The organism is Stenotrophomonas pavanii, assembly GCF_900101175.1.
In the GTDB taxonomy this organism is placed as follows: Bacteria; Pseudomonadota; Gammaproteobacteria; order Xanthomonadales; family Xanthomonadaceae; genus Stenotrophomonas; species Stenotrophomonas pavanii.
Genome location: NZ_FNFQ01000001.1, coordinates 430,902 through 454,697 on the forward strand (window position 1 = coordinate 430,902; position 23,796 = coordinate 454,697).

The 23,796-nt window shown below is 68.9% G+C and carries 24 protein-coding genes; 15 read left to right on the plus strand and 9 right to left on the minus strand.

Features of this window, described 5'->3' with window-relative positions:
• Nucleotides 1–195: 195 nt before the first annotated feature.
• Both BLS66_RS02060 and BLS66_RS02065 read left to right on the plus strand, forming a co-directional pair.
• On the plus strand, nt 196–489 hold the full coding sequence (locus BLS66_RS02060; protein WP_053462562.1) for a YkgJ family cysteine cluster protein: 294 nt from the start codon (nt 196–198) through the stop codon (nt 487–489).
• A gap of 11 nt (nt 490–500) precedes the next feature.
• Nucleotides 501–683: a hypothetical protein gene (locus BLS66_RS02065; protein ID WP_005410566.1), complete on the plus strand. Its 183-nt coding sequence runs from the start codon at nt 501–503 to the stop codon at nt 681–683.
• A 49-nt stretch (nt 684–732) separates the two neighbouring features.
• Here BLS66_RS02065 and BLS66_RS02070 read toward each other — a convergent pair whose 3' ends face one another.
• The 3 genes from BLS66_RS02070 to BLS66_RS02080 are packed head-to-tail and all read right to left on the minus strand — an operon-like array spanning nt 733 to nt 2,733.
• Nucleotides 733–1,614: a DUF4097 family beta strand repeat-containing protein gene (locus tag BLS66_RS02070; RefSeq protein WP_049465089.1), complete on the minus strand. Its 882-nt coding sequence runs from the start codon at nt 1,612–1,614 to the stop codon at nt 733–735.
• A gap of 10 nt (nt 1,615–1,624) precedes the next feature.
• Nucleotides 1,625–2,158, minus strand: a complete 534-nt coding sequence (locus tag BLS66_RS02075) for a hypothetical protein (protein WP_074724968.1) — start codon at nt 2,156–2,158, stop codon at nt 1,625–1,627.
• Nucleotides 2,155–2,733, minus strand: a complete 579-nt coding sequence (locus BLS66_RS02080) for an RNA polymerase sigma factor (protein ID WP_053506545.1) — start codon at nt 2,731–2,733, stop codon at nt 2,155–2,157. The genes BLS66_RS02075 and BLS66_RS02080 overlap by 4 nt, the downstream gene beginning before the upstream one ends.
• Nucleotides 2,734–2,859: 126 nt before the next feature.
• On the opposite strand from BLS66_RS02080, the gene BLS66_RS02085 reads away from it, so the two are divergent.
• Both BLS66_RS02085 and BLS66_RS02090 read left to right on the plus strand, forming a co-directional pair.
• A complete protein-coding gene (locus BLS66_RS02085) occupies nt 2,860–3,039 on the plus strand; it encodes a hypothetical protein (protein ID WP_049465095.1) in 180 nt (59 codons plus the stop codon).
• 34 nt (nt 3,040–3,073) lie between these two features.
• Nucleotides 3,074–3,667 carry a mechanosensitive ion channel domain-containing protein gene (locus BLS66_RS02090; RefSeq protein ID WP_080355517.1) on the plus strand — a complete coding sequence of 198 codons (594 nt, stop codon included), beginning with the start codon at nt 3,074–3,076 and terminating at the stop codon, nt 3,665–3,667.
• Nucleotides 3,668–4,184: 517 nt separating this feature from the next.
• Here BLS66_RS02090 and BLS66_RS02095 read toward each other — a convergent pair.
• Together BLS66_RS02095 and BLS66_RS02100 are read right to left on the minus strand one after the other, a co-directional pair.
• Nucleotides 4,185–4,451, minus strand: a complete 267-nt coding sequence (locus tag BLS66_RS02095) for a DksA/TraR family C4-type zinc finger protein (RefSeq protein ID WP_074724969.1) — start codon at nt 4,449–4,451, stop codon at nt 4,185–4,187.
• A gap of 170 nt (nt 4,452–4,621) precedes the next feature.
• On the minus strand, nt 4,622–5,179 hold the full coding sequence (locus tag BLS66_RS02100) for a DUF2058 domain-containing protein (RefSeq protein ID WP_057493167.1): 558 nt from the start codon (nt 5,177–5,179) through the stop codon (nt 4,622–4,624).
• 62 nt (nt 5,180–5,241) lie between these two features.
• Between BLS66_RS02100 and BLS66_RS02105 the strand changes: the two genes are divergently transcribed.
• The 3 genes from BLS66_RS02105 (at nt 5,242) to BLS66_RS02115 (ending at nt 8,155) form a co-directional block, all read left to right on the plus strand.
• Complete coding sequence (locus BLS66_RS02105) at nt 5,242–5,742, plus strand: M48 metallopeptidase family protein (RefSeq protein ID WP_043035443.1); 501 nt, start codon at nt 5,242–5,244, stop codon at nt 5,740–5,742.
• Between the two features lie 47 nt (nt 5,743–5,789).
• A complete protein-coding gene (locus tag BLS66_RS02110; protein WP_057493166.1) occupies nt 5,790–6,488 on the plus strand; it encodes an RNA pseudouridine synthase in 699 nt (232 codons plus the stop codon).
• Nucleotides 6,489–6,586: 98 nt separating this feature from the next.
• Nucleotides 6,587–8,155 carry a phospholipase D family protein gene (locus tag BLS66_RS02115; RefSeq protein WP_049467913.1) on the plus strand — a complete coding sequence of 523 codons (1,569 nt, stop codon included), beginning with the start codon at nt 6,587–6,589 and terminating at the stop codon, nt 8,153–8,155.
• A gap of 3 nt (nt 8,156–8,158) precedes the next feature.
• Here the strand turns inward: BLS66_RS02115 and BLS66_RS02120 are convergent, their stop codons facing one another.
• Entirely contained in the window at nt 8,159–9,235 is a 1,077-nt protein-coding gene (locus BLS66_RS02120) for an HDOD domain-containing protein (protein WP_074724970.1), read from the minus strand.
• A 277-nt stretch (nt 9,236–9,512) separates the two neighbouring features.
• On the opposite strand from BLS66_RS02120, the gene BLS66_RS02125 reads away from it, so the two are divergent.
• Nucleotides 9,513–10,610: a Glu/Leu/Phe/Val dehydrogenase dimerization domain-containing protein gene (locus BLS66_RS02125; protein ID WP_049467908.1), complete on the plus strand. Its 1,098-nt coding sequence runs from the start codon at nt 9,513–9,515 to the stop codon at nt 10,608–10,610.
• A 46-nt stretch (nt 10,611–10,656) separates the two neighbouring features.
• Here the strand turns inward: BLS66_RS02125 and BLS66_RS02130 are convergent, their stop codons facing one another.
• Nucleotides 10,657–13,500, minus strand: a complete 2,844-nt coding sequence (locus BLS66_RS02130; protein ID WP_074724971.1) for an autotransporter serine protease — start codon at nt 13,498–13,500, stop codon at nt 10,657–10,659.
• Nucleotides 13,501–13,682: 182 nt separating this feature from the next.
• Between BLS66_RS02130 and BLS66_RS02135 the strand changes: the two genes are divergently transcribed.
• From BLS66_RS02135 to BLS66_RS02145, 3 genes are all read left to right on the plus strand, one after another.
• Complete coding sequence (locus tag BLS66_RS02135; protein ID WP_057493162.1) at nt 13,683–14,858, plus strand: thiolase family protein; 1,176 nt, start codon at nt 13,683–13,685, stop codon at nt 14,856–14,858.
• 122 nt (nt 14,859–14,980) lie between these two features.
• Nucleotides 14,981–15,322 (plus strand): hypothetical protein, encoded by a 342-nt coding sequence (locus BLS66_RS02140; protein WP_049467903.1) that lies wholly within the window; start codon nt 14,981–14,983, stop codon nt 15,320–15,322.
• Between the two features lie 157 nt (nt 15,323–15,479).
• Complete coding sequence (locus tag BLS66_RS02145) at nt 15,480–15,890, plus strand: hypothetical protein (protein WP_074724972.1); 411 nt, start codon at nt 15,480–15,482, stop codon at nt 15,888–15,890.
• 168 nt (nt 15,891–16,058) lie between these two features.
• Here the strand turns inward: BLS66_RS02145 and BLS66_RS02150 are convergent, their stop codons facing one another.
• Nucleotides 16,059–17,696, minus strand: a complete 1,638-nt coding sequence (locus BLS66_RS02150) for an acyl-CoA dehydrogenase family protein (RefSeq protein ID WP_074724973.1) — start codon at nt 17,694–17,696, stop codon at nt 16,059–16,061.
• Between the two features lie 113 nt (nt 17,697–17,809).
• Here BLS66_RS02150 and BLS66_RS02155 point away from each other — a divergent pair, with 113 nt between their 5' ends.
• From BLS66_RS02155 to pdeM, 4 genes are read left to right on the plus strand one after another with little or no spacing between them, the layout of a single operon-like run.
• The gene (locus tag BLS66_RS02155; protein WP_053506374.1) at nt 17,810–18,808 is read left to right on the plus strand and encodes a ligase-associated DNA damage response exonuclease; all 999 of its coding nucleotides are present in this window, start codon (nt 17,810–17,812) and stop codon (nt 18,806–18,808) included.
• Complete coding sequence (locus BLS66_RS02160; RefSeq protein ID WP_074724974.1) at nt 18,805–20,412, plus strand: ATP-dependent DNA ligase; 1,608 nt, start codon at nt 18,805–18,807, stop codon at nt 20,410–20,412. The genes BLS66_RS02155 and BLS66_RS02160 overlap by 4 nt, the downstream gene beginning before the upstream one ends.
• The gene (locus BLS66_RS02165; protein ID WP_074724975.1) at nt 20,409–22,868 is read left to right on the plus strand and encodes a ligase-associated DNA damage response DEXH box helicase; all 2,460 of its coding nucleotides are present in this window, start codon (nt 20,409–20,411) and stop codon (nt 22,866–22,868) included. Before BLS66_RS02160 ends, BLS66_RS02165 begins: the two co-directional genes overlap by 4 nt.
• A complete protein-coding gene (gene pdeM, locus BLS66_RS02170) occupies nt 22,858–23,499 on the plus strand; it encodes a ligase-associated DNA damage response endonuclease PdeM (protein ID WP_074724976.1) in 642 nt (213 codons plus the stop codon). The genes BLS66_RS02165 and pdeM overlap by 11 nt, the downstream gene beginning before the upstream one ends.
• A gap of 1 nt (nt 23,500) precedes the next feature.
• On the opposite strand, the gene BLS66_RS02175 is transcribed toward pdeM, so the two are convergent.
• The gene (locus tag BLS66_RS02175; RefSeq protein WP_049467888.1) at nt 23,501–23,770 is read right to left on the minus strand and encodes a hypothetical protein; all 270 of its coding nucleotides are present in this window, start codon (nt 23,768–23,770) and stop codon (nt 23,501–23,503) included.
• Between the last annotated feature and the right edge of the window lie 26 nt (nt 23,771–23,796).

Below are 23,796 nucleotides of genomic sequence, written 5' to 3' on the forward strand. Positions count from 1 at the left end.
CTAGAACCACCGCTGCACCTTCCACTGGCCACGCCGGTGTGTGTCCACAGTGCAGCCTGGCCCGTCCTGCGGGCCTAGCGGCCATGCCTTCCTGGCTCGTTCATGGTCCGCGTACTACCGGAGCCGCCATCGAGACCCGCTTTGGGCACCCGCCAGGCCCCCGTGGCCTTACAACCTGACGCAGCACCTGCACCCATCGACTGCCGCCGTTGTGACGCGGTCTGTTGCCGGTTGCCGGTACTGCTGCAGCCCGGCGACCACGTGCCCGGCCAGTTCCTGTCACGCGACACCCACGGCCGTGCCGTGATGGCGCGCAACGAGGAAGGCTGGTGCGCGGCGATCGATCCCTATCACCTGCGCTGCACGATCTATTCGCAGCGCCCGGCGATCTGCCGCCAGTTTTCGATGGGCGGCGATGACTGCCGCCGCGAGCGGCAGGACTACCTGCGCCAGGCCGACGCCTGGGCGCTTTCCTCCCCTTCCACCTGACAGGAGCAACCATGCCCCGCAAGGCAAAGACCCCCGCGAAGGCCAGCAACAGCATCCGCAGCGAACGCAAGGGCGCGGCCGCCAGCACCGTGGTCAGCAGCGATTCGATCGCTTCGGACCTGGCAGCGTTCCGCAAGGCCGGTGGCAAGATCGAAGTCCTCGGCACCACCTGGGCGCTGAAAAAAGCCAGCTGACCCCGCTCCGACCGCGGCGGCGCTGCCGCCGCGGCCTGCCGGACCGCGCTCAGCGATCCAAGCGCACCTGCACACTGCCCGAATGCGACTGGATGCGGATGTCACCATCGCCGCTGCCCAGGCGCGTGTCCAGATGGCTGCCCGGCCCGTAGCGCGGGCGCTCCACCTGGCCGGCATCGCTGTTGATCGAGCCACTGAAGCTGTTCACCGACAGCTGCGCCGAGACCGTGCGTGGCAGCCGCAGGTTGACCGACGCACTCACCGATTCAACATTGATGCGACCGCCCGGCGCCAACCCGGCCGCCGACAGGTCGATGCTGCCCGATACGGTTTCCACCGCCAGCCGCTGCACCCGGCCGGCATCGACCTCGACCCGCCCGGACACGGTCTGTGCGCCGATGTCGCCGGACACGCCGCCGCCTGCGTCGATACGGCCACTGACCGTGTTCACATCCAGCTTCGGCGTCTGCAGGCGGGCGCTCACGCTGCCGCTGACCGTGTTGAGCTTGCTGTCGCCACTGCGGCCCGCCGCGCTCAGGCTGCCGCTGACGGTGTCGGCCTGCAGCCGACGCACGTCGATGCCACTGATGTCCTGGCTGGCACTGACCGTGCTCAGCAGCAGCTCCACCGAGCGCGGCACGTTCAGCACCAGCGTCGCGCCGCCATTGTTGCTGCGGCGCGGATACTCGATCTCCCAGCGCACGCGGTTGGCACTCTTCTCCTGGCGCAGCTGCAGGCCGTCGCTGAGCGTGCCGGTGAGCTGCACGTCGTTGCGGTCCCAGCCACGCACGGTCACCTTGCCGGCCACGTTGCTCAGTTCGATGCGGCCGCCCGCAGCCAGGTTGTGACGCTCGTCGATCCGGGTGTCAGCCAGGGCCACTACGGGCACCAGCAACAGTGCCGCACAGCAGGTCATCAGGGTTCGGGTCATGGGGGTCTCCTCAGGTCGTCAGGCCGGACTCGGCGGCATAGGCCGCCTGCCGGGTCAGTTCCAGCCGCAGCGCGTAAGTGCGCCTGAGCTGTCCAAGCAGGTGGGGCGCTCGCGGGTCCTGCGCCAGCGCGGCACGGATCTGCGCCGCGCTTTCATCCAGTTCGTGCAACGCCGGCTGCCACTCCGGCGCGCGGCCATCGGGCAGCGAGGCGACGGCCTGCTGGTACTGCTCGGTCATGGCCGCCGCCTGCAGCTGCAGGGTGGATGGCACCGGCGCGTCTGGCTGCGCATGGCGCCAGGGTGCCACGGCGTAGACCGCCAGGCTGGCCGCCAGGGCAGCGCCGACCGGCAGCCACCCGCGTCGGCGCGAGCGCGTTGGCAGGGCCACCACGTTGTCCGTTGGCGCAGGTGCTGCCTGCGGTTCACGCGGCGGCAGCTGGGCCGACAGGCGTGCCCAGCCATCGGCGGGCACATCGCGCTCGCTGGGCAGCGCGCGCAAGCGTGCCACAAGGTCGTGGTCGGAATCGTGTTCGTGTGTACTCATGTCATGTCTCCCAGCCGTGCGCGCAACAAGCCGCGCGCACGATGCAACTGTGCCTTCGAACTGCCGACGGCCATCTGCAGCTGCTCGGCGATTTCCTGGTGTTTCCAGCCTTCGATGTCGTGCAGTACCAGTACCGCACGGGCCCTCGGCGGCAACGTCGCGAGGGCGCGCTCCAGGTCGCGCTCGGTACCGGCACAACGGTCGTGCACCGCCAGCTCCTGCAGGCCGCCGTCGACTTCGTCCAGGCTGTCGTGGTCCTGCCCGGCAGCGCGCCCGCGCAGCTCCATCAGTGCGGCGTTGACGCCCAGACGGTGCAGCCAGGTCGACAGGCTGCTTTCGAACCGGAACCCCGGCAGCGCCTTCCATGCCTGCAGGAACGCTTCCTGCAGGGCATCTTCGGCACGTGCCTGCTGGCCGCCACACAGCCGCCACAGCACGGCGAACACGCGTGGTGCATGGCGCCGGTACAGATGTTCGTACGCTGCGGTATCGCCGGCGGCCGCCGCCCGCACCAGGGCGGGTTCGTCGATGGCGTCGTGGGCGGCAGGCGGTGCTGGCATGGTGGTGTCGAGCATATCGCTTGGATGCGGCAGCCCCGGAAAAGGTTTAGAGCCGATCGTCGCGGCGGGCGATGCAACCTTTTCGGCGGCTGCTGCATCCATGGAAGGTCCTTCGCGAAAACGTCGTCCGGGAGTCCTGCCATGTCCAGCCCTGCCTGCGCCGCCCTGCTGGTGATCGCCACCTGCGCCGTACTCCAGGCATTGGGGCTGTCAGTGCAGCTGCGCCCGGACCACGGCCGCGCCTGCCTGCAGCAGCATCGCCAGGCGCTCGTCTGCCTGGCCTGGACCCCGGCGGTCGAATCCCCTGCACGCGCCGGGTAACATCGGGGGCCGTTTCTCGCTCTGTCGTCGCCCCATGATGTTGTCGCTGAAGGATCACCTGCCCCCCTGGACCCACCCCTGGCTGCATGACGTGGGCATCGCCGTGAAGATCCTGCTGACCCTGCTCGCCGCGTGGCTGCTGCGGGTGCTGGCGCGGCGCCTGATCCGTCGTTTCGCCGAGCACTACACGCTGCCGCCCGAGATGGCGATGGGCGCCCGCCGGATCAGCAGTTTCGTGGTCTATTTCAGCGCCCTGCTGTACATCCTCAGCCTGCTTGGCGCGTCGCCTTCGGTGCTGTGGACGGCGTTCACCGGCTTTGCCGCTGTCGGTGCCGTGGCCTTCTTCGCGGCGTGGAGCGTGCTGTCCAACATCTTCTGCACGCTGCTGATCTTCACCACCCGCCCGTTCCGCCTGCACGACTACATCGAGGTGCTGGAGAACGGCGAGAAGCCCGGCCTGAAGGGCCGGGTGATCGACGTGAACCTGATCTACACCACGCTGCAGGAAACCGGCGACGGCCACGAAGGCACGGTGCTGCAGTTGCCGAACAACCTGTTCTTCCAGCGCACGGTGCGCCGTTGGCGCGACCCGGCACAGGCGCCCGGCGGCATCCAGGGCGACGGTTGAGGGTGGCTTTGCAGGGCTGCGCCCTGCACCTGCCGAATCAACATCAACCGCCAGTGCAACAGCAAAAGCCAGCATTTCGTGGGCTCGCGGGGTGGGGCCAGTTGAGGGGGACGCTGCAAGTACGTCCATGTAAGCTCGGTCGCCGCATCCATGCGGCTCACGCCCCCTCAACCGGCCCCACCCCGCCTTCGACAGATTTCCGCGATCTGTCCATTCTTCTGTAGAGCCGAGCCATGCTCGGCTCAAAAATCGTTCCGATATCGAAATTTTCGATTTCGATGGAGATTTATCCACGCACGGCGGGATCTCCCGATCGCGGAAATCTGTCAGAGGCGGGGCGGTGTCGGAGTGCGGGGTGTCCGCGGCATGGATGCCTCGGCCAAGCCCCCATGGACGGGTTCACGGCGTCCCCGCACTCCGACACCGCCCTGCCAACCCACGGAATGCCAGCTGTTGCTGTTGCCGGCCAGCGGCCGGCACTACCGCGGGTGCAGGGCGCAGCCCTGCCGAACACCCCTTACCTCAACTGGCTGTCCTTGCTGCCGCGCCGGTTGTAGCCGGCATGCGCCTGCGCTTCGTCGTCATGCGCCTGCTGGCACGTCACGCACAGCCGTACGCCGGGCACGGCGCGGCGCCGCGCCAACGGGATCGGCGCGTCGCATTCCTCACAGTGTTCCAGACCGGGGCCGTCGCGCAGCTGGCGCCGCGCGCGGGCGATCGCATCATCGACGGTGGCGTCGATCTGGTCCTGGACCGCGCCATCTCCTGCCCAACCGGTGGCCATGGCTATCCTCCGCAGGTGTGTCGCCCGATATGGGGACGATACACCCCGGCAAAAAGGAAGGCCTTCATGTAGAGCCGAGCCATGCTCGGCTGCGCTTCAGGATGCCAAACAGAACGCGGACGGATCCGATCAGGCCGATTGCGACTTAATCCCCTCCGTCCCCTTTTTGCTTACCAGACCAGGTCGTCGGGCACCTGGAACTGCGCGTAGTAGGCGTCGTCTTCGGCGTTGCCGGTGGAGATTTCGGCGGTCGAGCCCGGCTGGCCGTGGTCGACGATGATGGCTTCGGGTGTGCGTTCACGCACCTTTTCGGCGGCGGCGCGGGGCAGCAACGCATAGCCGTCGCCGTGGGCGACGATGACCAGCACGCCCACCGACAGCGCCTTGCGCAGCTTGGGATCGATCAGCAGCGTACGGATTGCGGCGCCGTCGCTGAAGCGGTACTCATCGTCGCCCTTGTACGGCACCGCGTGGGCCGTGATGATCTGCCGGGCCTGGGCCTTCTGTTCCGCCTGCCTGGCCTGGGCGTTGCGCTCGGCGGCGAGTGCGCGGTCGCGCTCGACCTTTTCGGCACGGGCGCGTTCAGCCTCGCGCTGGACCTCGGCCGAGGTCGATTCGGCCTTGCCCTGGCGGGCCTTGGCCTGCTCGCGTGCGGCGGCGCTGGCCTGCGACTTCTTGGCCAGGCCGGCCTTGAGCAATTGTTCCTGCAGCGCGTTGGGCTTTGCCATGGTCGGTGCGTACCGCGTGTAATCTTGGATGCCCCATTCTACCGACGCCCCGCCGGCCCTGCATGGCAGTCCTGAAGTACCTCACCGGTTATCCCGAACCCCTGGTCGCCCAGGTCAGCGAGCTGCTGGCGCAGGGCAAGCTCGGCCCCTGGCTGCAGCAGCGCTATCCCGATCCGCACGAGGTGCGCAGCGATCGGCAGCTGTACGACTACACCCAGGAGCTGAAGGACCGTTACCTGCGCAAGTCGGTGCCGCTGAACAAGGTCTGCTACGACAACACGCTGGAAGTGATCAAGCACGCGCTGGGCACCCACACCGCGATCTCCCGCGTGCACGGTGGCCGCCTCAAGGCCAGCCGCGAGATCCGCATCGCTACCGTATTCCGCCAGGCACCCGCGGCGTTCCTGCGCATGATCGTGGTGCATGAGCTGGCCCACCTGAAGGAAGCCGACCACAACAAGGCGTTCTACCAGTTGTGCCAGCACATGGAGCCGGACTACCTGCAGCTGGAGTTCGACACCCGCCTGTACCTGACCGAGCTGGCCAATCGCGGCCAGCGCTGACCGGCCGCAGCAGCTACACTGCGCGCCCCCTGCCCGACCTGCCTGCCATGGAACCGATCCGTCTCGACAAACGCCTGTCCGCCCTGCTCGGCATCCCGCGTGGCGAAGCCCGGCGCTACATCGAGGGCGGCTGGGTCACGGTCAATGGGGAGGTGGTGGAACAGCCGCAGCGGCCGGTCGACGACAGCGCGGTGATCGTGGTGGCCGAGCAGGCCAGCGATGAAAAGGCCGAACGGGTCAGCATGCTGCTGCACAAGCCGGCCGGCGTCGCCGCCGAAACCCTGTGCGGCCTGGTCAGCAGTGACAGCCGCAGCGAACTCGACGCCAGCGACATCCGTCCGCTGCAGCGGCATTTCCACGGCCTGCAGCTGGGCGCTTCGCTTCCGGCCAGCGACAGCGGCCTGGTCGTGGTCAGCCAAGACCCGGCCACGCTGGCCCATCTGCAGCGCAACTTGGGGCGCACCGAACAGGAATACCTGATCGAGGTGGCCGAAGGCGGCCCCGAGCGCGGCCCGTGGCTGCTGGCGCGGCTGCAGCAGGAATCCGGTGGCGCGAAGGTGAGCTGGCAGAGCGAACAGCGCCTGCGTTTCGCCGGCAAGGGCCTGACCGCCAAGGGCCTGCGCGTGGCGGTGACGGCTGCCGGCCTGCAGGTGACGGCGGTGCGCCGCCTGCGCATCGGCCGCGTGGCGCTGGGGCCGCTGCCGCCGGGGCAGTGGCGCTACTTGGGCAGCGACGAGCGGTTCTGAGGTGTGCGGGTCAGATCCCTTGCCGCAGGCAAGGGCTCTGACCCCCTATCGATCCTGCAGGCATTCCTTCACGCATGGCGTAGCTCTACCATCGGGGAATGAGCCTGCCCAAGCCGCTGTGGCGACGCCTGCTGCGTGTTGCTGCGATCATCCTCGCCGCGCTGGTGCTGCTGGTCCTGTCCGGACTGCTGCTGGCCGACCATCTCACGCCGCAGGCGCATGGCGCGCCTTCGCACGTGCTGCCGCTGCAGCCGGCACAGACCCGCATCGACCAGCAGATCGTGCCACTGCAGGCGGCCCATCCCGGCCAGTCGGGCGTGGCCTTCCTCAGCGATGGCATGGATGCCTTCGCCGCGCGCGCGATGATCACCACCCAGGCCGGGCGCAGCCTGGACCTGCAGTACTACATCTGGCACGACGACCTGATCGGCCACCTGATGGCCAAGGCGCTGTATGACGCCGCCGAGCGCGGCGTGCGCGTGCGCATCCTGCTCGATGACATGAATGCCAAGGACAAGGACGCGCTGATGATGGCGCTCGATGCCCATCCGAACATCGAGATCCGCCTGTACAACCCGTTCCGCAACCGGACCGGCATCCTGCGCATGGTGGAGATGGTGCAGCGCTTCTTCAGCGTGAACCACCGCATGCACAACAAGAGCTGGATCGCCGATGGCCGCGTCGCGATCGTCGGTGGCCGCAACATCGGCGAGGAGTATTTCAGCGCGCGCACCGATGTGAACTTCCAGGATCTGGACCTGCTGGTCGCCGGCCCCGCGGTGGAGCAGGCCAACCGGATCTTCGACGACTACTGGAACAGCGAAACCGCCATTCCGGTATCCGCGCTTGCCTTCCATACCGACGCACAACTGCGCCTGCTGGTGCGCGAATCGGACCATGAGGCGCAGCGGGACGTGGCCCGCCCGTACCTTGCGCGCGTGGCCGAATCACGCCAGCGGCAGCGCCCGAGCCCCGAGCCGTTGCACTGGAGCGGTGCAGTGCGCATCGTGTCGGACCCGCCGATGAAGCACCGCAGGGATGATCGCGCCGCCTGGCTGGTGTCGACCCTGATCAGCGAGCTGCAGGCCGCCCGGCACAAGGCCCTGTTGATCTCGCCCTACTTCGTGCCTGGCAACGAGGGCCTGGATGGCTTTTCGGCGATGGCCGGGCGGGGCGTGCAGGTGGGCGTGGTCACCAATTCGCTGGCCGCCAACGACGTCGCCGCCGTGCACGGGGGCTACATGGGCTACCGCGTGCCGCTGCTGGAAGCCGGCGTCCACCTGTACGAGCTGAAGGCACAGGGACAGTCCGGCGATGCCGGCGTGTTCGGCAGCAGCGGCGCGAGCCTGCATACCAAGGCATTCCTGATCGATGACCGCCGCGGTTTCGTCGGCTCCTTCAACCTGGACCCGCGCTCGGCCTACCTGAACACTGAAATGGGTGTGTTGTTCGACGATCCGGTGCTGGGTGCACAGCTGCGGGACGAATACCTGCGCCTGGCTGACCCCAGGCACAGCTGGTGGCTGGCGCTGGACGACCGCCGCCGGTTGCGCTGGCTGGAGCGCGAACCGCCGCCACACTGGGTCGAGGCCGAGCCAGGGGCAACAGCGCGCAAGCGCTGGTTGTCGCGCGTGATCAGCTGGCTGCCGGTCGAATCGCAGCTGTAGCGCTCAGCGCGCGGTGCCGGCCGGCGCGTGCCCGGCGTCATCCAGCGTCTCCACGCTGCGCCCATGCAGGCGTCGCCAGATCCAGCGCAAGGCGTGCGGCGGCGCGGTCGGCAGCTGTTCCAGCAGGGCCAGCATGCGGCTCTGGCTGGCATGCCCATGGCGGCACAACAGGCTGGCCGCTGCAGCAGCGCTGGCCAGGCGCAGGCTGTCGGCCAGCGGTCCCTGTGCATCCACCGCCAGGGCCTGGTGCACCGGCTCAGGCAATTCCCACGCAGCGGCGACGCGCTGCGCCAACGGCAACGACCACTGCTGCAGCAGCTGCAGGGCCAGCGCCGGCTCCACGGCCTCGCCGCGGGCCTGTGCCTCCTGCAGCAACTGGCGCATCACCAGGGCAGCGCCCAGCCCCTGTACCAGGCCCAGCCACTGCGCGGCGAAGGCATCGCCGAAGGTCACCGTGCGCGCATGGTCGGCCGCGGCGCGTGATGCCAGCAGCGCGTGCTCCCAGATGATCGTGCTGAACTGCGGGAACACCTCGCATTGCACCTGCATCACCGGCTGTACCAGCACCGCGCTGATGATCTGCCGCACGCCTTCGGTGCCGACCAGCGTCACCGCCCGCTGCAGGGTCTCGACCGGGCGCTCGTGGACCTTGTAGGCCGGGCTGTTGGCGATGCGCAGCAGGTTGCCGGTCAGCACCGGGTCCTGGCCGATGATCGCGGCCATCACCCGTGCCGAGGCGGCATCGTCGTTGACGGTCTGGATCAGCTGCGGCAGCAGCTGCGGCCGGCGCGGCAGCTGCCTGGCCGCCCAGTCGCGGTCCTGCAGCGCGCGCGCCACCGCCTCGCCCAGGCCCGGGTCGTGCACCGGCGTCGGCTCGCCGGCCAGCCGCGGATACAGCGCAAGCGCATGCAGCCCGCGTTGCAGGTGGCCAGCGATTTCCGCCGATGGCAGCGGCTCGCCCTGCAGGCTGGCCGCTGCGGCAGCCACGGCCTGGCGGGACGCAGCGACCAGCCGCGACGGTGCCGTCCCGGTGGAACGCGACAACCAGCTGCGCAGCGACCGCCACCAGGCCCGTGTCATCGCCGCCCGACCTGTCGTTGTAGTGCCTTTGCCGTCACTGACCGCCTGCCTCTTCACGCCCGTCCGGCCACCCGCCGTCGTCGCAGCATCGGCCGCACTTTCATCTTCTTTAACCGAAAGCCCGCCAACCTCGACGGCATCGGCCGGGGGAATGGACTAGAATGGCGCCGCGCGACCCGTCCCCCTGCCATGACGACGTCGCTTTTTTTGTTTTGGGACCCTACCGTTCACTGGCCGTTCGCTGCAGTTCGCCGCTGTTCGCGCCATCGGAGACGCCATGCTATTCGAAACCCTCGCCACCACCGGCCACGAACAAGTGGTGTTCTGCCACAACCACGATGCCGGCCTGCGGGCGATCATCGCCATCCACAACACCACCCTGGGCCCGGCCCTGGGCGGCGTGCGCATGCGTCCCTACGCCAGCACCGACGAGGCGCTGGCCGATGTGCTGCGCCTGAGCCGGACGATGACCTACAAGAACGCGCTGGCCGGCCTCAACGTTGGTGGCGGCAAGGCGGTGATCATCGGCGACCCGAAAGTGGACAAGACCGAGGTCCTGTTCCGCGCGTTCGGCCGGTATGTCGACTCGCTGGGCGGGCGCTACATCACTGCCGAGGACGTCGGCACTGACGTCAACGACATGGAGAACATCTACCTGGAGAGCCAGTTCGTGACCGGCGTGCACCAGGTCCATGGCGGCTCCGGCGACCCGGCGCCGTTCACAGCCTACGGTGCACTGCAGGCGCTGATGGCGGCGATGCGCTTCAAGTTCGGTCATGAGGAAGTGGGCAAGACCAGCATCGCGGTGCAGGGCCTGGGCCACATCGGCATGGAACTGGTGAAGCTGCTGCGCGATCGCGGCGCCAAGCTGTATGTCACCGACCTGGACAGCGCGCTGGTCGACCGTGCAGTCAGCGATTTCGGCGCCGAAGCCGTCAAGCCGGACGAGATCCACGAAGTGAACGCCGATGTGTTCGCACCGTGCGCGCTGGAAAGCGCGATCAACGCCGACACCCTGCCGCGCATCAAGGCCAGGATCATCTGCGGTACCGCCAACAACCAGCTGTCGAGCCTGGAGATCGGCGATGAGCTGCACGCACGCGGCATCCTCTACGCACCGGACTATGCGGTCAACGCCGGCGGCGTGATGAACGTGTCGCTGGAGATCGACGGCTACAACCGCGAACGCGCGATGCGCCTGATCCGCAGCATCTACCACAACCTCACCCGCATCTTCGAACTGTCGCAGCGCGAGAACATCGCGCCGCAGCGTGCGGCCGACCGCATCGCCGAAAGCCGCATCCTGTCGATCGGCAAGCTGAAGATGCCGCTCGGCCGCAGCACCCCGCGCCTGGGCAACCTGCGCGGCGGCTGAGCCTGCGATGTCGCGCCGGGGCTTTCGACCCGGCGCGACCGCCCGTTCAGAACCCGGTGCTGTAGCGCAACGCCGCCTGGCGCGCGCCTTCACCGCCGACGCGCTGGTCGAAGCCCAGGCTCAGGCGGCCAGTGCGGCCCCACCACGACTCCAGCGCCACGCCGAACAGCGCACTGCCGCGCGGCGTGTTCCATCCCGCCAGCGGCGCCCAGGCATCGACTCCCACGAAGCTGGCCTGCCAGTCCGCATCGGCACCGTCGAGCCGCTGCTGCCACTCGGCGTGCCCGCGCAGGGTCCAGCGGCCCCAGCCGCGTTCGCCACGGATACCGGCCAGCATCTGGCTGCGCTGCACGCGGTTGGCCTCACCGCGCAGGCCAAAGCCGAAACCGCCCCGCTCGTTGAAGGCATCGGTGTCCACGCGCGTGGTGCTGGCGCCCAGGTACGGCGTCAACGACGCGCCCGCGCGGCCGAAGCGGTAGCCGCCTTCAACGCTGGCGCTGCTGAAGCGTCCGCCATAACGCGCGGAAACACCGTACGCGCCCGCGCCCAGCAGCAGCTGGCGATCCAGCGCACGGGTGAACTGGCCGCTGCCGACCTGGGCCAGCGCATAGCCCCGGCCCAGGTTCCAGCCGGCGTACAACTGCGCCTGCGCCTGGCGATCACGGCCACGATCACCGCCGAAGCTGTTGCCACCGTTGCTGCGGGTTTCGCCAAAAGCCACGCCCATCAGCCCAGCGCTGCCCAGCGGCAGGTCCTGGCCGGCCATCCAGCCACGGCTGTCGGCCGCGTTGCCGGCGAAACTGCCCTGCCCGGCCTCGCCGAGCGCACTCTGCCAGGCCCCGCGCAGGCGTGGCGCCGCCTGCACGCGATCGAAGCGCTCGGCGATCGCACGGCGTGACATGTCGATGCTGTCGAAGGTGGCCGACTCGGCCCGTGCATGGGCCTGCCCGGACAGGCTCTGCAGGCTGGCCGCCAGGCCTTCGCTGCCGCCGCCGGTCCACTGCAGCGCACCGGCCGCCGTGCCGAAGGCCGAGCCCTGCAGGGCGGGACTGCCATCGAGCGCGCCGAATGCGCTTTCCACGCGTTGCGCGGCGGACTGCGCCGAGGCCGTGAGCCCGGCCGCCGCTGCGGTGACGCTGACCTGGGTCAGGTTCAACCAGGCCGTGTTGCTGTCATAGCCGTAGCTGCTCTGCAGCAGCGACAGGCCCTGCAGGCCGCTGGAGGTGGCAGGGCTGCTGAAGGTGCCGCTCAGGCCACCGGCGGCGTGGATCAGGTCCTGGCGGCTGCCGTTCTGCGGCACATAGCCGGAAACGAAGCCATGCACGCGCACGCCGCCATTGAGCGTGGCGTTGCCGGTGACCTGCAGCGCATTGGCACCGAGCGCGATCATCAGCTGTGCGCCCGCCTGCTGGGTGTAGTTGCCCTCGATGGTGCCGGTGGTGTTGCCGGTGGTCAGGAACACGCTGCTGCCGTTGACCACGTTGCCGATCACGCGCGGCGTCCCCCCATTGAACTGCAGGCCGGTCGAATCCGGATCGGGCTGCGCCAGGATCGTTACGTTGGAACGGATCACGCTGCCGTTCTGCAGCGACAGGATGCCGCGCTCGATGCGGGTGGCGCCGCTGTAGCTGTTGTTGCCACCCAGCACCAGGGTGCCCCCGCCTTGCTTGACCAGGCCACCGCTGCCGACGATGTCGTTGCTCCACAGCGAGCCACTCGACGGCGCATCGACATTGGCCACCACATCGCCCCAGTCGAAGCGCCCTGGCCCCTTGATCGCCCGCGAGATGTCGAGCAGGCCGTAGCCGAACACCGCATCCACGCCGGGCGCCCCGATGTCCTTGGCGGTCCCCAGCAGGGTCTGCCGGACCAGGTTGTTGTCGAAATACGGATAGCGCTGCCAGACCAGTGCGGCGGCGCCGGAAACCAGCGGCGCGGCGAAGGACGTACCGTAGTTCCAGTAATAGGTGCTGCCATTGGCATCGGGATAGACCGCGCTGCCCGGCGCGGCCAGGCAGTAGCGCGCGGCCTGGCCGCACGCGTTGGCATAGCTGGCCAGCGTACCGGGCGTGTAGGGGTCGACCGCGGTCGCCACCAGCCAGCCGCGCTCCAGGTCGGCCGCCGGCAGCGAGCCGGCAACGCCCTGCTGGCTGGGCAGTGCGGCCAGGCTGCTCGGTTCGGCGCGCGCATCATTGCCGGCGGCGAACACCACCAGGCCGCCATGGTTGATGACGAACGGACGGTACTCGGCCGCCACCTGGGCCGTGGTCGGCAGGTCGGTCCAGTACAGGCCGCCCCAGGAGTTGTTCATCACCTTGACGTTGTAGCTGATCAGGTCCTGGTGGACCTGCGCCACACCCAGCGGACCGCTGAAGGAATTGCCCTTGCCGCTGCCGTCATCGACCGGCGGCTTGTCGGCGATGATCCGCGCCGAAACGATCTGTGCGCCGGGGGCGATGCCGCCCGGCCAGGAGCCCACCGACGCACCAGCGGCCAGGCTGGCCACCGCCGTGCCATGGCCCACCACGTCGTCGACCTGCAGGTTGTTGCGGGCGGGATCGATGTAGTTGAGGTTGGCCACCACGCGCCCGTTCAGCGCCGCCGCGTTGCGCTGCACGCCCGAATCGACGATGCCGATGCGCACCCCCTGCCCGGTCAGGCCGGCGGCCTGTGCGGCACGCGCATTGGTCACCGACAGGTGCGCGTCGAACGCCGGCTCCTGCGGCTTGGCCGGCGGCGGTGTCGTCGGCGGAGGCGTGGTCGGGGGTGTCGGCGTGGTCGGAGGAGGATCAATGCGGACGTTGCCGCCGCCCCCGCCTCCCCCGCATGCCGTCAACGCCATCGCCATCGCCGTTGCCAGCGCGGATTTCACCCTCATCGTGCGTTCCATCGATTCCTTCCCATGAACGTTGGCCTGCCTACATCCCGGCAGGCGTGCGGCGCTGCCCAGCGGCAGCCCTTCCCGACCCTCTATACTTGGGCCGACCCCCACGCAGTCTGCCGGGAAACCGGGGCGCTTCCAACGTCCACGGTCTCCTTTCCGAACATTGCTTACGCATCAACGAGATTGCCATGTCCAACATCGTCATCGCCGCCGCCAAGCGCACTGCCATCGGCTCCTTCCTCGGCCAGTTCAACGGCGTGCCGACCCCCACCCTCGGCGCGGCCGCCATCGCTGCCGCCCTGGAACAGTCGGGTGTCCCGGCCAGCGACGTCTCCGAGGTCCTGATGGGCTGCGTGCTGCCGGCCAACCTCGGCCAGGCGCCCGCCCGCCAGGCCGCGATCGCCGCCGGCATTCCGCTGTCGACCGGCGCCACCACCCTCAACAAGGTGTGCGGCTCGGGCATGAAGACGATCATGCTCGGCCATGACCTGATCAAGGCCGGCTCGGCCAGCATCGTGGTCGCCGGCGGCATGGAATCGATGTCCAACGCCCCGCACCTGCTGCCGAACTCGCGCACCGGCAACCGCTTCGGCAACTTCCAGGCGGTCGATCACATGGCCCACGACGGCCTGGTCAATGCCTACGACGGCAAGGCCATGGGTGAATTCGCCGAGTGCGCCGTGGACAAGTACCAGTTCAGCCGCGAGGAGCAGGACGCCTACGCGATCGAATCGGTCAAGCGCGCGCAGGCCGCGCAGGCCAGCGGCGCGTTCGCCGACGAGATCGTCGCGGTCAAGGTCGCCACCCGCAAGGGTGACGTGGAGGTCGCCACCGACGAACAGCCGGGCCGCTCCGACATCGCCAAGATCCCGACCCTGCGCCCGGCCTTCAAGAAGGATGGCAGCGTGACTGCAGCCAGTTCCTCCAGCATCTCCGACGGTGCCGCTGCGGTGGTCCTGCTGACCGAGGAAGAGGCTGCCGCGCGTGGTATCACGCCGCTGGCGCGCATCGTCGGCCACGCCACCCATTCGCAGGAACCGGAGTGGTTCACCACCGCCCCGATCGGCGCGATCCACGCGCTGCTGGCCAAGACCGGCTGGTCGCTGGACCAGATCGACCTGTTCGAAATCAACGAAGCCTTTGCCGTGGTGGCGATGGCGCCGATGCGCGAACTGGGTATCCCGCACGACAAGCTCAACGTGAATGGCGGCGCCTGCGCACTCGGCCATCCCATCGGTGCCTCCGGTGCGCGCCTGGTGGTGACGCTGGTCAACGCCCTGCGCACGCGCGGTGGCAAGCGCGGCATTGCCACCCTGTGCATTGGTGGCGGCGAAGCAACGGCAATTGCCATCGAATTGATTTAAAACGATTTAACGATGATTTCGCAAAAATGAATGCGGGATCGCTTGACACCCAATCTTGGCTTGTCATCATGTTGTCGGCGCGCAGTTGCGCGTTGCCTAATCTAACGACGAGGATTCACACAATGAGCATCAACAAGCTGCTGGTCGCGATGTCCCTGGCTCTGGCCCTGGCCGCCTGCTCGAAGCAGGAAGCTGCCCAGGACGCCGCTGCTTCGGCCAACGAAGCCGCCACCGAAGCCCAGGCTGCTGCCGACCAGGCCGCCGCTGCCGGCGCCCAGACCGCCGCTGCTGCCCAGCAGGCCGCTGACACCGCCGCCACCGCTGCTGACGCTTCGGTCGACGCCGCTGCCCAGACCGCCGCTGCTGCCACCGACGCCGCTGCTGGCGAAGCCAAGGACGCCGCCAAGGCTGCCGAAGCTACCGCTGAAAAGGCCAAGGACGCTGCTGAAGAAGCCAAGAAGTAATAACTTCTTTCTTCACGCTGTTCTGGAAAAGCCGCTGGTTCGCCAGCGGCTTTTTCTTTGTAGCGATGCCGGCGACCACGCCGCTGCATCGCGACCCCGTCTTCACAACGGCATGAATAGGCTGGCGTCCCCATCCATTGCAGCACCGGAGACCGCCATGAAGATTCGCCCGATCACCACGCCTCTGCTGGCTGCTTCCCTGCTGCTGGCGCTGGCTGCCTGCAAGGGCCCGGAAGCCGAACAGACCAAGCAGGACGCGCAGCAGGCCGCCGACAGTGCCGGCGCTGCCGCCCGCGACGCCGTGGACAAGGCCGCCGCCGCGACCCGCGAAGCCGCCGACAAGACGGCCGCCGCCTCCGAGCAGGCCGCGGCCGACACCCAGCAGGCCCTGGACAAGGCCGCAGACGCCACCGCCAACGCCGCCGACAAGGCCAAGGACGCGGCGACCGATGCCGCTGCCCACGCCAGTGACGCAACTGCCGATGCCGCGCAGAAGGTCGCCGACAAGGCACGCGATGTCGCCAATGACGCGAAGGCGAACGCCGCCAAGGAAGAAGCCAAGCACTGAGGCGCTTAGCGACGTCGTATCAGCCGGGCATGGGCCCGGCGCTACAGGAAAGCCGCGGCGCCGCCGCGGCTTTTCTGCTTTTCGCTCTCTGCCCGCGGGCAGGTGGCGCAGGGGCGCAAGCGGCATGGATGGCGCGCCCGGGCCTGCACGGACGTATGCACGGCGCCCCTACGGCAGCGCACGCGCCAGCATTGCCGACAGATCCACGCCCGCCGGCAGCGTACCGAATGCCAGGCCATGCTCCCCCTGCAGCCGACTGCGCACGAACGCCTCGGCCATCGGGCTGCGCGCACGCAGCAGCAGCGCCGCCTGCAGCAGCAGCGCAGTGCGCTCGCAGAACGTCCGTGCCTGCGACTCGTCGGGCGCCGGCGCCGCTGCCCAACGCTGCAGCGCCGCCGCGTAGCGCGCATCACGATCGGCCACCGCCGCCAGCTCAGCGCGCAGCGCCGCCAGCGTCTCCGGTTCGCGTGCCAGCGCGCGCAGCACGTCCAGGCACTGGATGTTGCCGCTGCCTTCCCAGATCGAATTCAACGGTGCCTGCCGGTACAACCGCGGCAGCATTGATTCCTCCACATAGCCTGCTCCGCCCAGGCATTCCTGCGCTTCGTTGACGAAGGCCGGTGCGCGCTTGCACAGCCAGTACTTGCCCAGTGCCGTTCCCAGCCGCGCCAGCGCGGCCTCGCTGGCATCCACGGCGGCGCGGTCCACCGCACGTGCGATGCGCATCGACAGCACCGTGGCTGCTTCCGATTCCAGCGCCAGGTCGGCCAGCACGTTGGTCATCAACGGGTGCTCGACCAGCAGCTTGCCGAAGGTGCGGCGATGGCGTGCGTGGTGCAGCGCCTGGGCCAGCGCCATGCGCATTTCCGCTGCGGCGCCCAGCATGCAATCCAGGCGGGTCATCATCACCATGCCGATGATGGTGGCGACGCCGCGCCCTTCGTCGCCCACACGCCAGGCCTGCGCACCGCAGAATTCGACTTCGCTGGAGGCATTGGCCCAGTCGCCGAGCTTGTCCTTCAACCGCATCAACCGGAATGCGTTGCGGTCACCGTCGGCCAACCGGCGCGGCATCAACAGGCAGGTCAGCCCGCCCGGCGCCTGCGCCAGCACCAGGAAGCCATCGCACATCGGTGCGGAAAAGAACCACTTGTGGCCGACCAGGCGATAGCGCTCGCCATCGATCGGTTCGGCGCGCGTGCTGTTGGCGCGCACATCCGAGCCGCCCTGCTTCTCGGTCATGCCCATGCCCAGGGTGATGCCGCCCTTGTCGGCCACCGGCACGTCGCGCGGGTCATAGACCGGCGCCGCGGCCTTGCGTGCCCACTCGGCCAGGTGCGGCTGCGTGCACAGCACCGCCACCGCAGCGTGGGTCATCGTCAGCGGGCAGCTGGTGCCGGCCTCGGCCTGGTGATGCAGGTAGCTCAGCACCGCACGCGCGACGTGCGCGCCAGGCTGCGGCTCGTGCCAGGACAGTCCGGCCACGCCGTGCGATTTGGCCGTGCCCATCAACTGGTGATAGGCCGGATGGAACTCCACCGTGTCGATGCGATGGCCCTGCGCATCATGCGTACGCAGGCGCGGGCGATCGCGGTTGGCATCGAAGCCGAGCCGGTACAGCTCGTCACCGGCCAACCCGCCATAAACATCCAGTCGCGGTGCGAAGCTGCCAGCGCCCTCGCGCTGCACGGCTTCCATCAGCGCCACGTCGTCGGTCCACAACTGGCGCCCCGCGAACGGCGGTGGCTGGTTCAGCACCACATGCGTTTCAAACGGCGCGTTGCTGTCGAAGCGGGGTCCACTCATCCGGTCCATCCTGGCGCCAAGAAGTCTGCGGCCCGATTGTGCCGCATGATCCGCCAAGCCCGTGTTCAGGCCGGTTCTCACTGCGTGCACGAGGCGCAGGCCACAGTGGGCCCATGGCAGGCAATGACGATCTGGTGGTGCTGCGCCCGGAGGGGCTGTACTGCGCCGCCGGCGATTTCCATATCGATCCCTGGCGACCGGTGCCGCGTGCGGTGATCACCCATGGCCACGGCGATCACGCACGCCCCGGCATGGGTGAATACCACTGCAGCGAAGGCAGCCTGCCGATCCTGCGCTGGCGCCTGGGCGACGTGCAGGTGCAGGCGCATGCCGAAGGCGTGCCGTTCGGCCTGGGCCAGGTGCAGGTATCGCTGCATCCGGCCGGACACGTGCTCGGCTCCTCGCAGGTGCGCATCGACGACGGCCGGCAGGTCTGGGTGGCCTCGGGCGACTACAAGCGCCAGCCCGACCCGACCTGCGCGCCGTTCGAGGTGGTGCCCTGCGATACCTTCATCACCGAAGCCACCTTCGCCCTGCCCATCTACCGCTGGCCGGACACGCCGGCGGTGGCGGCCGAGATCGTGGCGTGGCGCCGCGAATGCGAACAACGCGGCGAGGCTGCGATCCTGCTGTGCTACGCGCTCGGCAAGGCACAGCGCGTGCTTGCCGAGCTGCTGCCGCTGGACGACCGCCCGGCCTGGCTGCACGGTGCCATCGCCAACGGCGTGGCGGTCTACCGGCAGGCGGGCGTGCCCCTGCTGGAGACGCACACGGTTGCCGAACAGGGACGCCAGCCGGATGCGGCCGGCCAGCTGATCCTGGCGCCGCCGTCGGCGGCAGGCACGCCGTGGATGCGTCGTTTCGGCCGCCACCAGCTCGGCTTTGCCTCCGGCTGGATGCAGCTTCGCGGCAACCGGCGGCGTCGCAATGTCGATCGCGGCTTCGTCATTTCCGATCACGCCGACTGGCCGGCGCTGCTGCAGACCATTGAACAGACCGGCGCGCGCCGGGTGATCGCCACGCACGGCAACACCGATGCGTTGATTCCCTTCCTGCGCGAGCGCGGCGTGGCCGCCGAAGCCTTCCGCACGGATTTCGGGAGCGAGGAATGAAGGCCTTCGCTGCGCTTTACCAACGGCTGGACCGCAGCACCGCCACGCTGGACAAGCGTGCGGCGCTGGTCGATTACTTCCGCCAGGCAGGGGCGCATGACGCGGCATGGGCGCTGTACCTGCTCAGCGGTGGCAAGGTAGGTGGCGCACGCCGCAAGATCGCCGCCAGCGGCGAACTGCGCGCCTGGATCGCCGACGCATCGGGGCTGCCCCCGTGGCTGGTGGAAGACAGCTATGCGCAGGTGGGCGACCTGGCCGAAACGCTGACCCTGCTGCTGGATGATCCGAAACAGCCGGCGCCCGACCGCCCCCTGGCCGAATGGATCGAACAGCACCTGCTGGCGGTGGCCAACCAGCCCGAACCGGTCCGCCGTGCGGCGGTCGTCGCGGGCTGGACGCAGCTCTGCAGCAGCGAACGCCTGGTGTTCAACAAGCTGTTGACCGGCGCCCTGCGCGTAGGCGTTTCGCAGCGACTGGTGCAGCAGGCGCTGGCCGAGTGGTCCGGCCTGGACATAGCACGCATCGCCCAGCGCATGCTCGGCGAGTGGGTGCCCTCGCCCGGACTGCTGGCTCAGTTGCTGTCACCGGACGAGCTGCCGCTGGACCGGCAGCAGCCCTACCCGTTCTTCCTCGCCTCGCCACTGGAAAGCGAACCTGCGGAGCGCCTCGGGCCGATCGGCGATTGGCTGCTGGAATGGAAATGGGATGGCATCCGCCTGCAGCTGCTGCGCCGGCGTGGTGAGGTCGCGCTCTGGTCACGCGGTGAGGAGCGGCTGGATGGCCGCTTTCCCGAGATCGAGCAGGCGGCGCTGGCGCTGCCCGACGGCTGCGTGCTGGACGGTGAGCTGCTGGCCTGGGACGAGGCCGCCAACCTGCCGCGCGCATTCACCGCACTGCAGACCCGCATCCAGCGTCGCAAGCCCGGTGCAGCGACCCTGCGCAACACGCCGGTGCGCGTGCTGGCCTATGACCTGCTGGAACAGGATGGCGTTGACCTGCGTGAGCTGCCCCTGCAGGAGCGGCGCACCCGGCTCGCCAGCGTCCTCGGTGCGCTGGCGGATGCGCGGATCCAGCTGTCGCCCGAGGTTGCCGCTGACGACTGGCCGCATGCCGCCGCACTGCGCGACGTCGCGCGCGAACGCGGGGTGGAAGGACTGATGCTGAAGCGGCGGCTGTCCGCTTACCAGGCCGGCCGCCGACGCGGCGACTGGTGGAAGTGGAAGGTCGATCCACTCACGATCGATGCGGTGCTGCTGTACGCCCAGGCCGGGCACGGGCGGCGCAGCACGCTGTATACCGACTACACCTTCGGCGTGTGGGACGGCGAGATGCTGGTGCCGGTGGCCAAGGCGTACTCGGGGCTGGACGACAAGGAGATTCTCGCGCTCGATCGCTGGATCCGCGCCAACACGCGCGAGCGCTTCGGACCGGTGCGAAGTGTGCGCGCCGAACAGGTGTTCGAACTGGGCTTCGAGGCAGTCAACCGCAGCAGCCGCCACAAGTCGGGCATCGCCGTGCGTTTTCCGCGCATCCTGCGCTGGCGCCAGGACAAGCCGGCCAGCGAGGCCGATCAGCTGGCCACGCTGCAGGCGCTGGCCCGATGAAGCGCAGCCAGGCGCTGCGCCGGCTGGAAGACTGGTTCGCGGCCCAAGGCTGGCGTTCGCTGCCGTTCCAGCGCGCAATGTGGCGGCACTACCTTGCCGGCGAATCCGGATTGCTGCATACGCCCACCGGCAGCGGCAAGACGCTGGCGATGTTCGGCGGCCCCCTGCTGCAGGCGATGATCGATCCACCGCCGCTGCCACGGCGCGCAAGCGCGGTGCGCCCGCTGCAGGTGCTGTGGGTAACGCCCCTGCGCGCGTTGGCCAGTGACACCGCACGCGCGCTACAGGCGGTCGTCGACGGGCTGGGACTGGGATGGCGCGTGGGACTTCGCAGCGGTGACGCCAGCAACCGCGAACGGCGGCAGGCACGCGAGGGCCGCATCGACGTCCTGGTGACCACGCCCGAATCGCTGGCGCTGCTGCTGAGCTATCCCGATACGCTCGCACGCATGCGCCAGCTGCGCTGCGTGGTGGTGGACGAGTGGCATGAGCTGCTGGGCAACAAGCGGGGTGTGCTGCTGCAGCTGAACCTGGCGCTGCTGCGCGACACCGCCCCCGCGCTGCAGCTGTGGGGGCTTTCGGCCACGCTGGGCAATCTGGATGAAGCCCGTGACGTGCTGCTGCCCGGGCAACCCGATGCACCGATCGTGCAGGGTGTACGCCCGCGTGCGACCACGGTGCGCAGCCTGCTGCCCGAACCCGGTGAACGCTTTCCCTGGGCCGGGCACCTGGGCCTGGCCCAACTGCCGCGGGTGCTGGACGCATTGATGCAGGCACGCAGCAGCCTGCTGTTCACCAACACCCGTGCACAGGCAGAACTGTGGCATCAGGCGCTGGCGTCGGTCTGGCCCGAGCAACAGGACACGCTCGCGCTGCACCACGGTTCGCTGGATCCGGTGCTGCGCCAGCAGGTGGAAGACGGGCTGCGTGCAGGCACGCTGCGCTGCGTGGTCGCCACCTCCAGCCTCGACCTCGGCGTGGACTTTCCCGAGGTCGAACAGGTGCTGCAGCTGGGCAGCCCGAAGGGCGTCGCCCGCCTGCGCCAGCGCGCCGGACGTGCGCGCCATCGTCCCGGTGCCAGCGGCGCGATCCTGTGCGTGCCGAGCCATGCGCTGGAACTGGCCGAGTACGCAGCCGTGCGTCGTGCACTGGCCGAAGGCGTGGTCGAAGCACGCAGGCCGCCGACGCTGTCGCTCGACGTCCTGGCCCAGCATGCGGTCAGCCGCGCCCTGGCCGGTGGCTTCCACGGTGATGCGCTGCTGGCGCAGGTCCGGCGCACCCATGCATTCGCATCCCTGGCCGAGGACCAGTGGCGGGCCGTGCTGACCTTCATCGTGCAGGGGGGCCAGGCCCTGGCCCAGTACCCTGACTTCCACAAGGTCGTGCAGGACGCCGATGGCCGTTACCGGATGCACGACCGGCGCCAGGCACTGCGCCACCGTCTGTCGATCGGCACCATCAGCAGCGATGGCAGCGTGCGCGTGCAGTTCCTGCGCGGGGCCAGCCTCGGCGCCGTGGAGGAACAGTTCGCCAGCCGCCTGCGCCGCGGAGACCGCTTCCAGTTCGCCGGGCGCCTGCTGGAACTGGTGCAGCTGCGCGACATGACCGCTTTCGTGCGATTGGCACGCGGGCGCGGTGACGGTGTCGTGCCCCGCTGGCAGGGAGGCCAGCTGCCGCTGTCGATGGCACTCGGCAGCGAACTGGAGTCGGTGCTGTCAGGCGCCGACGACAGTGCCGAAGCGCGCTGGCTGGCACCGCTGCTGGCACTTCAGCAGCAGGTGTCGGCGCTTCCCGGCCCGGACCACGTGCTGCTGGAAGACGTACGCCGCCGCGAAGGCCAGTTCCTGTTCGTCTATCCCTTTGCCGGACGCCACGTGCACGAGGCGCTGGCCGCCCTGTTGGCACTGCGGTGCACCCGCCAGCAGCGCAACAGCATCGGCTATGCCGTGAATGATCACGGCCTGGTGCTGGCACCGGCGCAGGCGATCGACCTGGACGCGGCGCAATGGCATGCGCTGTTCAGCCCCGATCAGCTGCTGGACGATCTGCGTGCGGCGGTGAACCTGGGCGAGCTGGCGCGGCGCCAGTTCCGTGGCATCGCGCGCGTCGCAGGCCTGCTGGTACCCAGCCTGCCCGGAGGCATGCCACGATCGCTGCGCCAGCTGCAGGCCTCAGCGGGCCTGCTGTACGACGTACTGCGCGAGCATGACCCCGAGCACCTGCTGCTGGCGCTGGCCGAACGCGAAGTGCTGCATGACAGCCTTGATCTGCCGGGGCTACGCCAGGTGCTGGTCCGGATCGGCGCGCGACGCATGTCGATGCAGCGCCCTGCATCGCTCTCGCCCCTGGGCTTTCCACTGTGGGCCGAACGCCTGCGCGGGCAGTTCAGCAACGAAGACTGGCGCACCCGCGTGCAACGCGCGGCGCAGCAGCTCGAGCGCCGCCATGGCCGATGAACTATCGCTGCTGCTTGCCGGCGAACCGGTGACCCTGGCGGGCGCGCGCGCACTCTACTGGCCGGCGCGGCAGGCGCTGCTGATCGCGGATCTGCACCTGGGCAAGGCCGATGTGTTCCGCCGCGCCGGCATTGCGCTGCCCCGCGGCGGTACCGGCGAAGACCTGCAGCGACTGCAGTCACTTCTGGACAGGTACGCCTGCCGCGAACTCTGGATCCTCGGCGACATCCTGCATGGACCGGCCCATCGCGCAGCGTGGTACCAGCAATGGCTGGGCTGGCGCGAACGCAATGCCGCGCTGGAGGTGCATGTGCTGCGCGGCAACCACGACCGCCAGCTGCCGCATGCCCAGCTGCAGGTGCAGATCCACGAGGAGGTGCGGCTGGCACCGTTCCTGCTGCGCCATGAACCGTGCGCAGACCCGGCGTGGCACGTGATCGCCGGCCACCTGCATCCACAGGTCGCACTGCCCGCATTGCGCCGCCGCTTCCCGGCCTTCTGGCTGCGCGAACGAATGACGATCCTGCCGGCCTTTTCCGCGTTCACGGCAGGCATCGTGCCAGTGCCCGTCCGCGGCGAACAGATGATCGCCTGCGTGGACAACGGCGTGGTGACCTTGCCAGTGGCGTGAATCAGGCCGGGCGGATGTCCAGCTGCGGCATCACGCGGAACACGGGTGTGTCATCGCCGCGTCGCCGCGGCAGGGCCCGGATGGCTGCCAGCATCTCCTGGGCGCAGGCGCGGATGCGCGGGTGGTGTTCCGGCGATGCATGGCTGATCAGGCTGCCGACGTGGAACTCGAAGACATCCTCCAATACGTCGGGCTGGTCCTCGTGCAGCATCTGCAGCAGTCCGCGCAGCTTGCAGATTTCCGATTCCAGCTCCTCGACCGCGAACAACATGGCATCCTCCTCGTCAACATCAGCGG

Coding starts and splice junctions, on each gene's coding strand:
- BLS66_RS02065 (WP_005410566.1), top strand. CDS start 501: ATGCCCCGCAAGGCAAAGACCCCCGCGAAGGCCAGCAACAGCATCCGC.
- BLS66_RS02070 (WP_049465089.1), bottom strand. CDS start 1,614: ATGACCCGAACCCTGATGACCTGCTGTGCGGCACTGTTGCTGGTGCCC.
- BLS66_RS02075 (WP_074724968.1), bottom strand. CDS start 2,158: ATGAGTACACACGAACACGATTCCGACCACGACCTTGTGGCACGCTTG.
- BLS66_RS02080 (WP_053506545.1), bottom strand. CDS start 2,733: ATGCTCGACACCACCATGCCAGCACCGCCTGCCGCCCACGACGCCATC.
- BLS66_RS02085 (WP_049465095.1), top strand. CDS start 2,860: ATGTCCAGCCCTGCCTGCGCCGCCCTGCTGGTGATCGCCACCTGCGCC.
- BLS66_RS02090 (WP_080355517.1), top strand. CDS start 3,074: ATGATGTTGTCGCTGAAGGATCACCTGCCCCCCTGGACCCACCCCTGG.
- BLS66_RS02095 (WP_074724969.1), bottom strand. CDS start 4,451: ATGGCCACCGGTTGGGCAGGAGATGGCGCGGTCCAGGACCAGATCGAC.
- BLS66_RS02100 (WP_057493167.1), bottom strand. CDS start 5,179: ATGGCAAAGCCCAACGCGCTGCAGGAACAATTGCTCAAGGCCGGCCTG.
- BLS66_RS02105 (WP_043035443.1), top strand. CDS start 5,242: ATGGCAGTCCTGAAGTACCTCACCGGTTATCCCGAACCCCTGGTCGCC.
- BLS66_RS02110 (WP_057493166.1), top strand. CDS start 5,790: ATGGAACCGATCCGTCTCGACAAACGCCTGTCCGCCCTGCTCGGCATC.
- BLS66_RS02115 (WP_049467913.1), top strand. CDS start 6,587: ATGAGCCTGCCCAAGCCGCTGTGGCGACGCCTGCTGCGTGTTGCTGCG.
- BLS66_RS02120 (WP_074724970.1), bottom strand. CDS start 9,235: ATGACACGGGCCTGGTGGCGGTCGCTGCGCAGCTGGTTGTCGCGTTCC.
- BLS66_RS02125 (WP_049467908.1), top strand. CDS start 9,513: ATGCTATTCGAAACCCTCGCCACCACCGGCCACGAACAAGTGGTGTTC.
- BLS66_RS02130 (WP_074724971.1), bottom strand. CDS start 13,500: ATGGAACGCACGATGAGGGTGAAATCCGCGCTGGCAACGGCGATGGCG.
- BLS66_RS02135 (WP_057493162.1), top strand. CDS start 13,683: ATGTCCAACATCGTCATCGCCGCCGCCAAGCGCACTGCCATCGGCTCC.
- BLS66_RS02140 (WP_049467903.1), top strand. CDS start 14,981: ATGAGCATCAACAAGCTGCTGGTCGCGATGTCCCTGGCTCTGGCCCTG.
- BLS66_RS02145 (WP_074724972.1), top strand. CDS start 15,480: ATGAAGATTCGCCCGATCACCACGCCTCTGCTGGCTGCTTCCCTGCTG.
- BLS66_RS02150 (WP_074724973.1), bottom strand. CDS start 17,696: ATGAGTGGACCCCGCTTCGACAGCAACGCGCCGTTTGAAACGCATGTG.
- BLS66_RS02155 (WP_053506374.1), top strand. CDS start 17,810: ATGGCAGGCAATGACGATCTGGTGGTGCTGCGCCCGGAGGGGCTGTAC.
- BLS66_RS02160 (WP_074724974.1), top strand. CDS start 18,805: ATGAAGGCCTTCGCTGCGCTTTACCAACGGCTGGACCGCAGCACCGCC.
- BLS66_RS02165 (WP_074724975.1), top strand. CDS start 20,409: ATGAAGCGCAGCCAGGCGCTGCGCCGGCTGGAAGACTGGTTCGCGGCC.
- pdeM (WP_074724976.1), top strand. CDS start 22,858: ATGGCCGATGAACTATCGCTGCTGCTTGCCGGCGAACCGGTGACCCTG.
- BLS66_RS02175 (WP_049467888.1), bottom strand. CDS start 23,770: ATGTTGTTCGCGGTCGAGGAGCTGGAATCGGAAATCTGCAAGCTGCGC.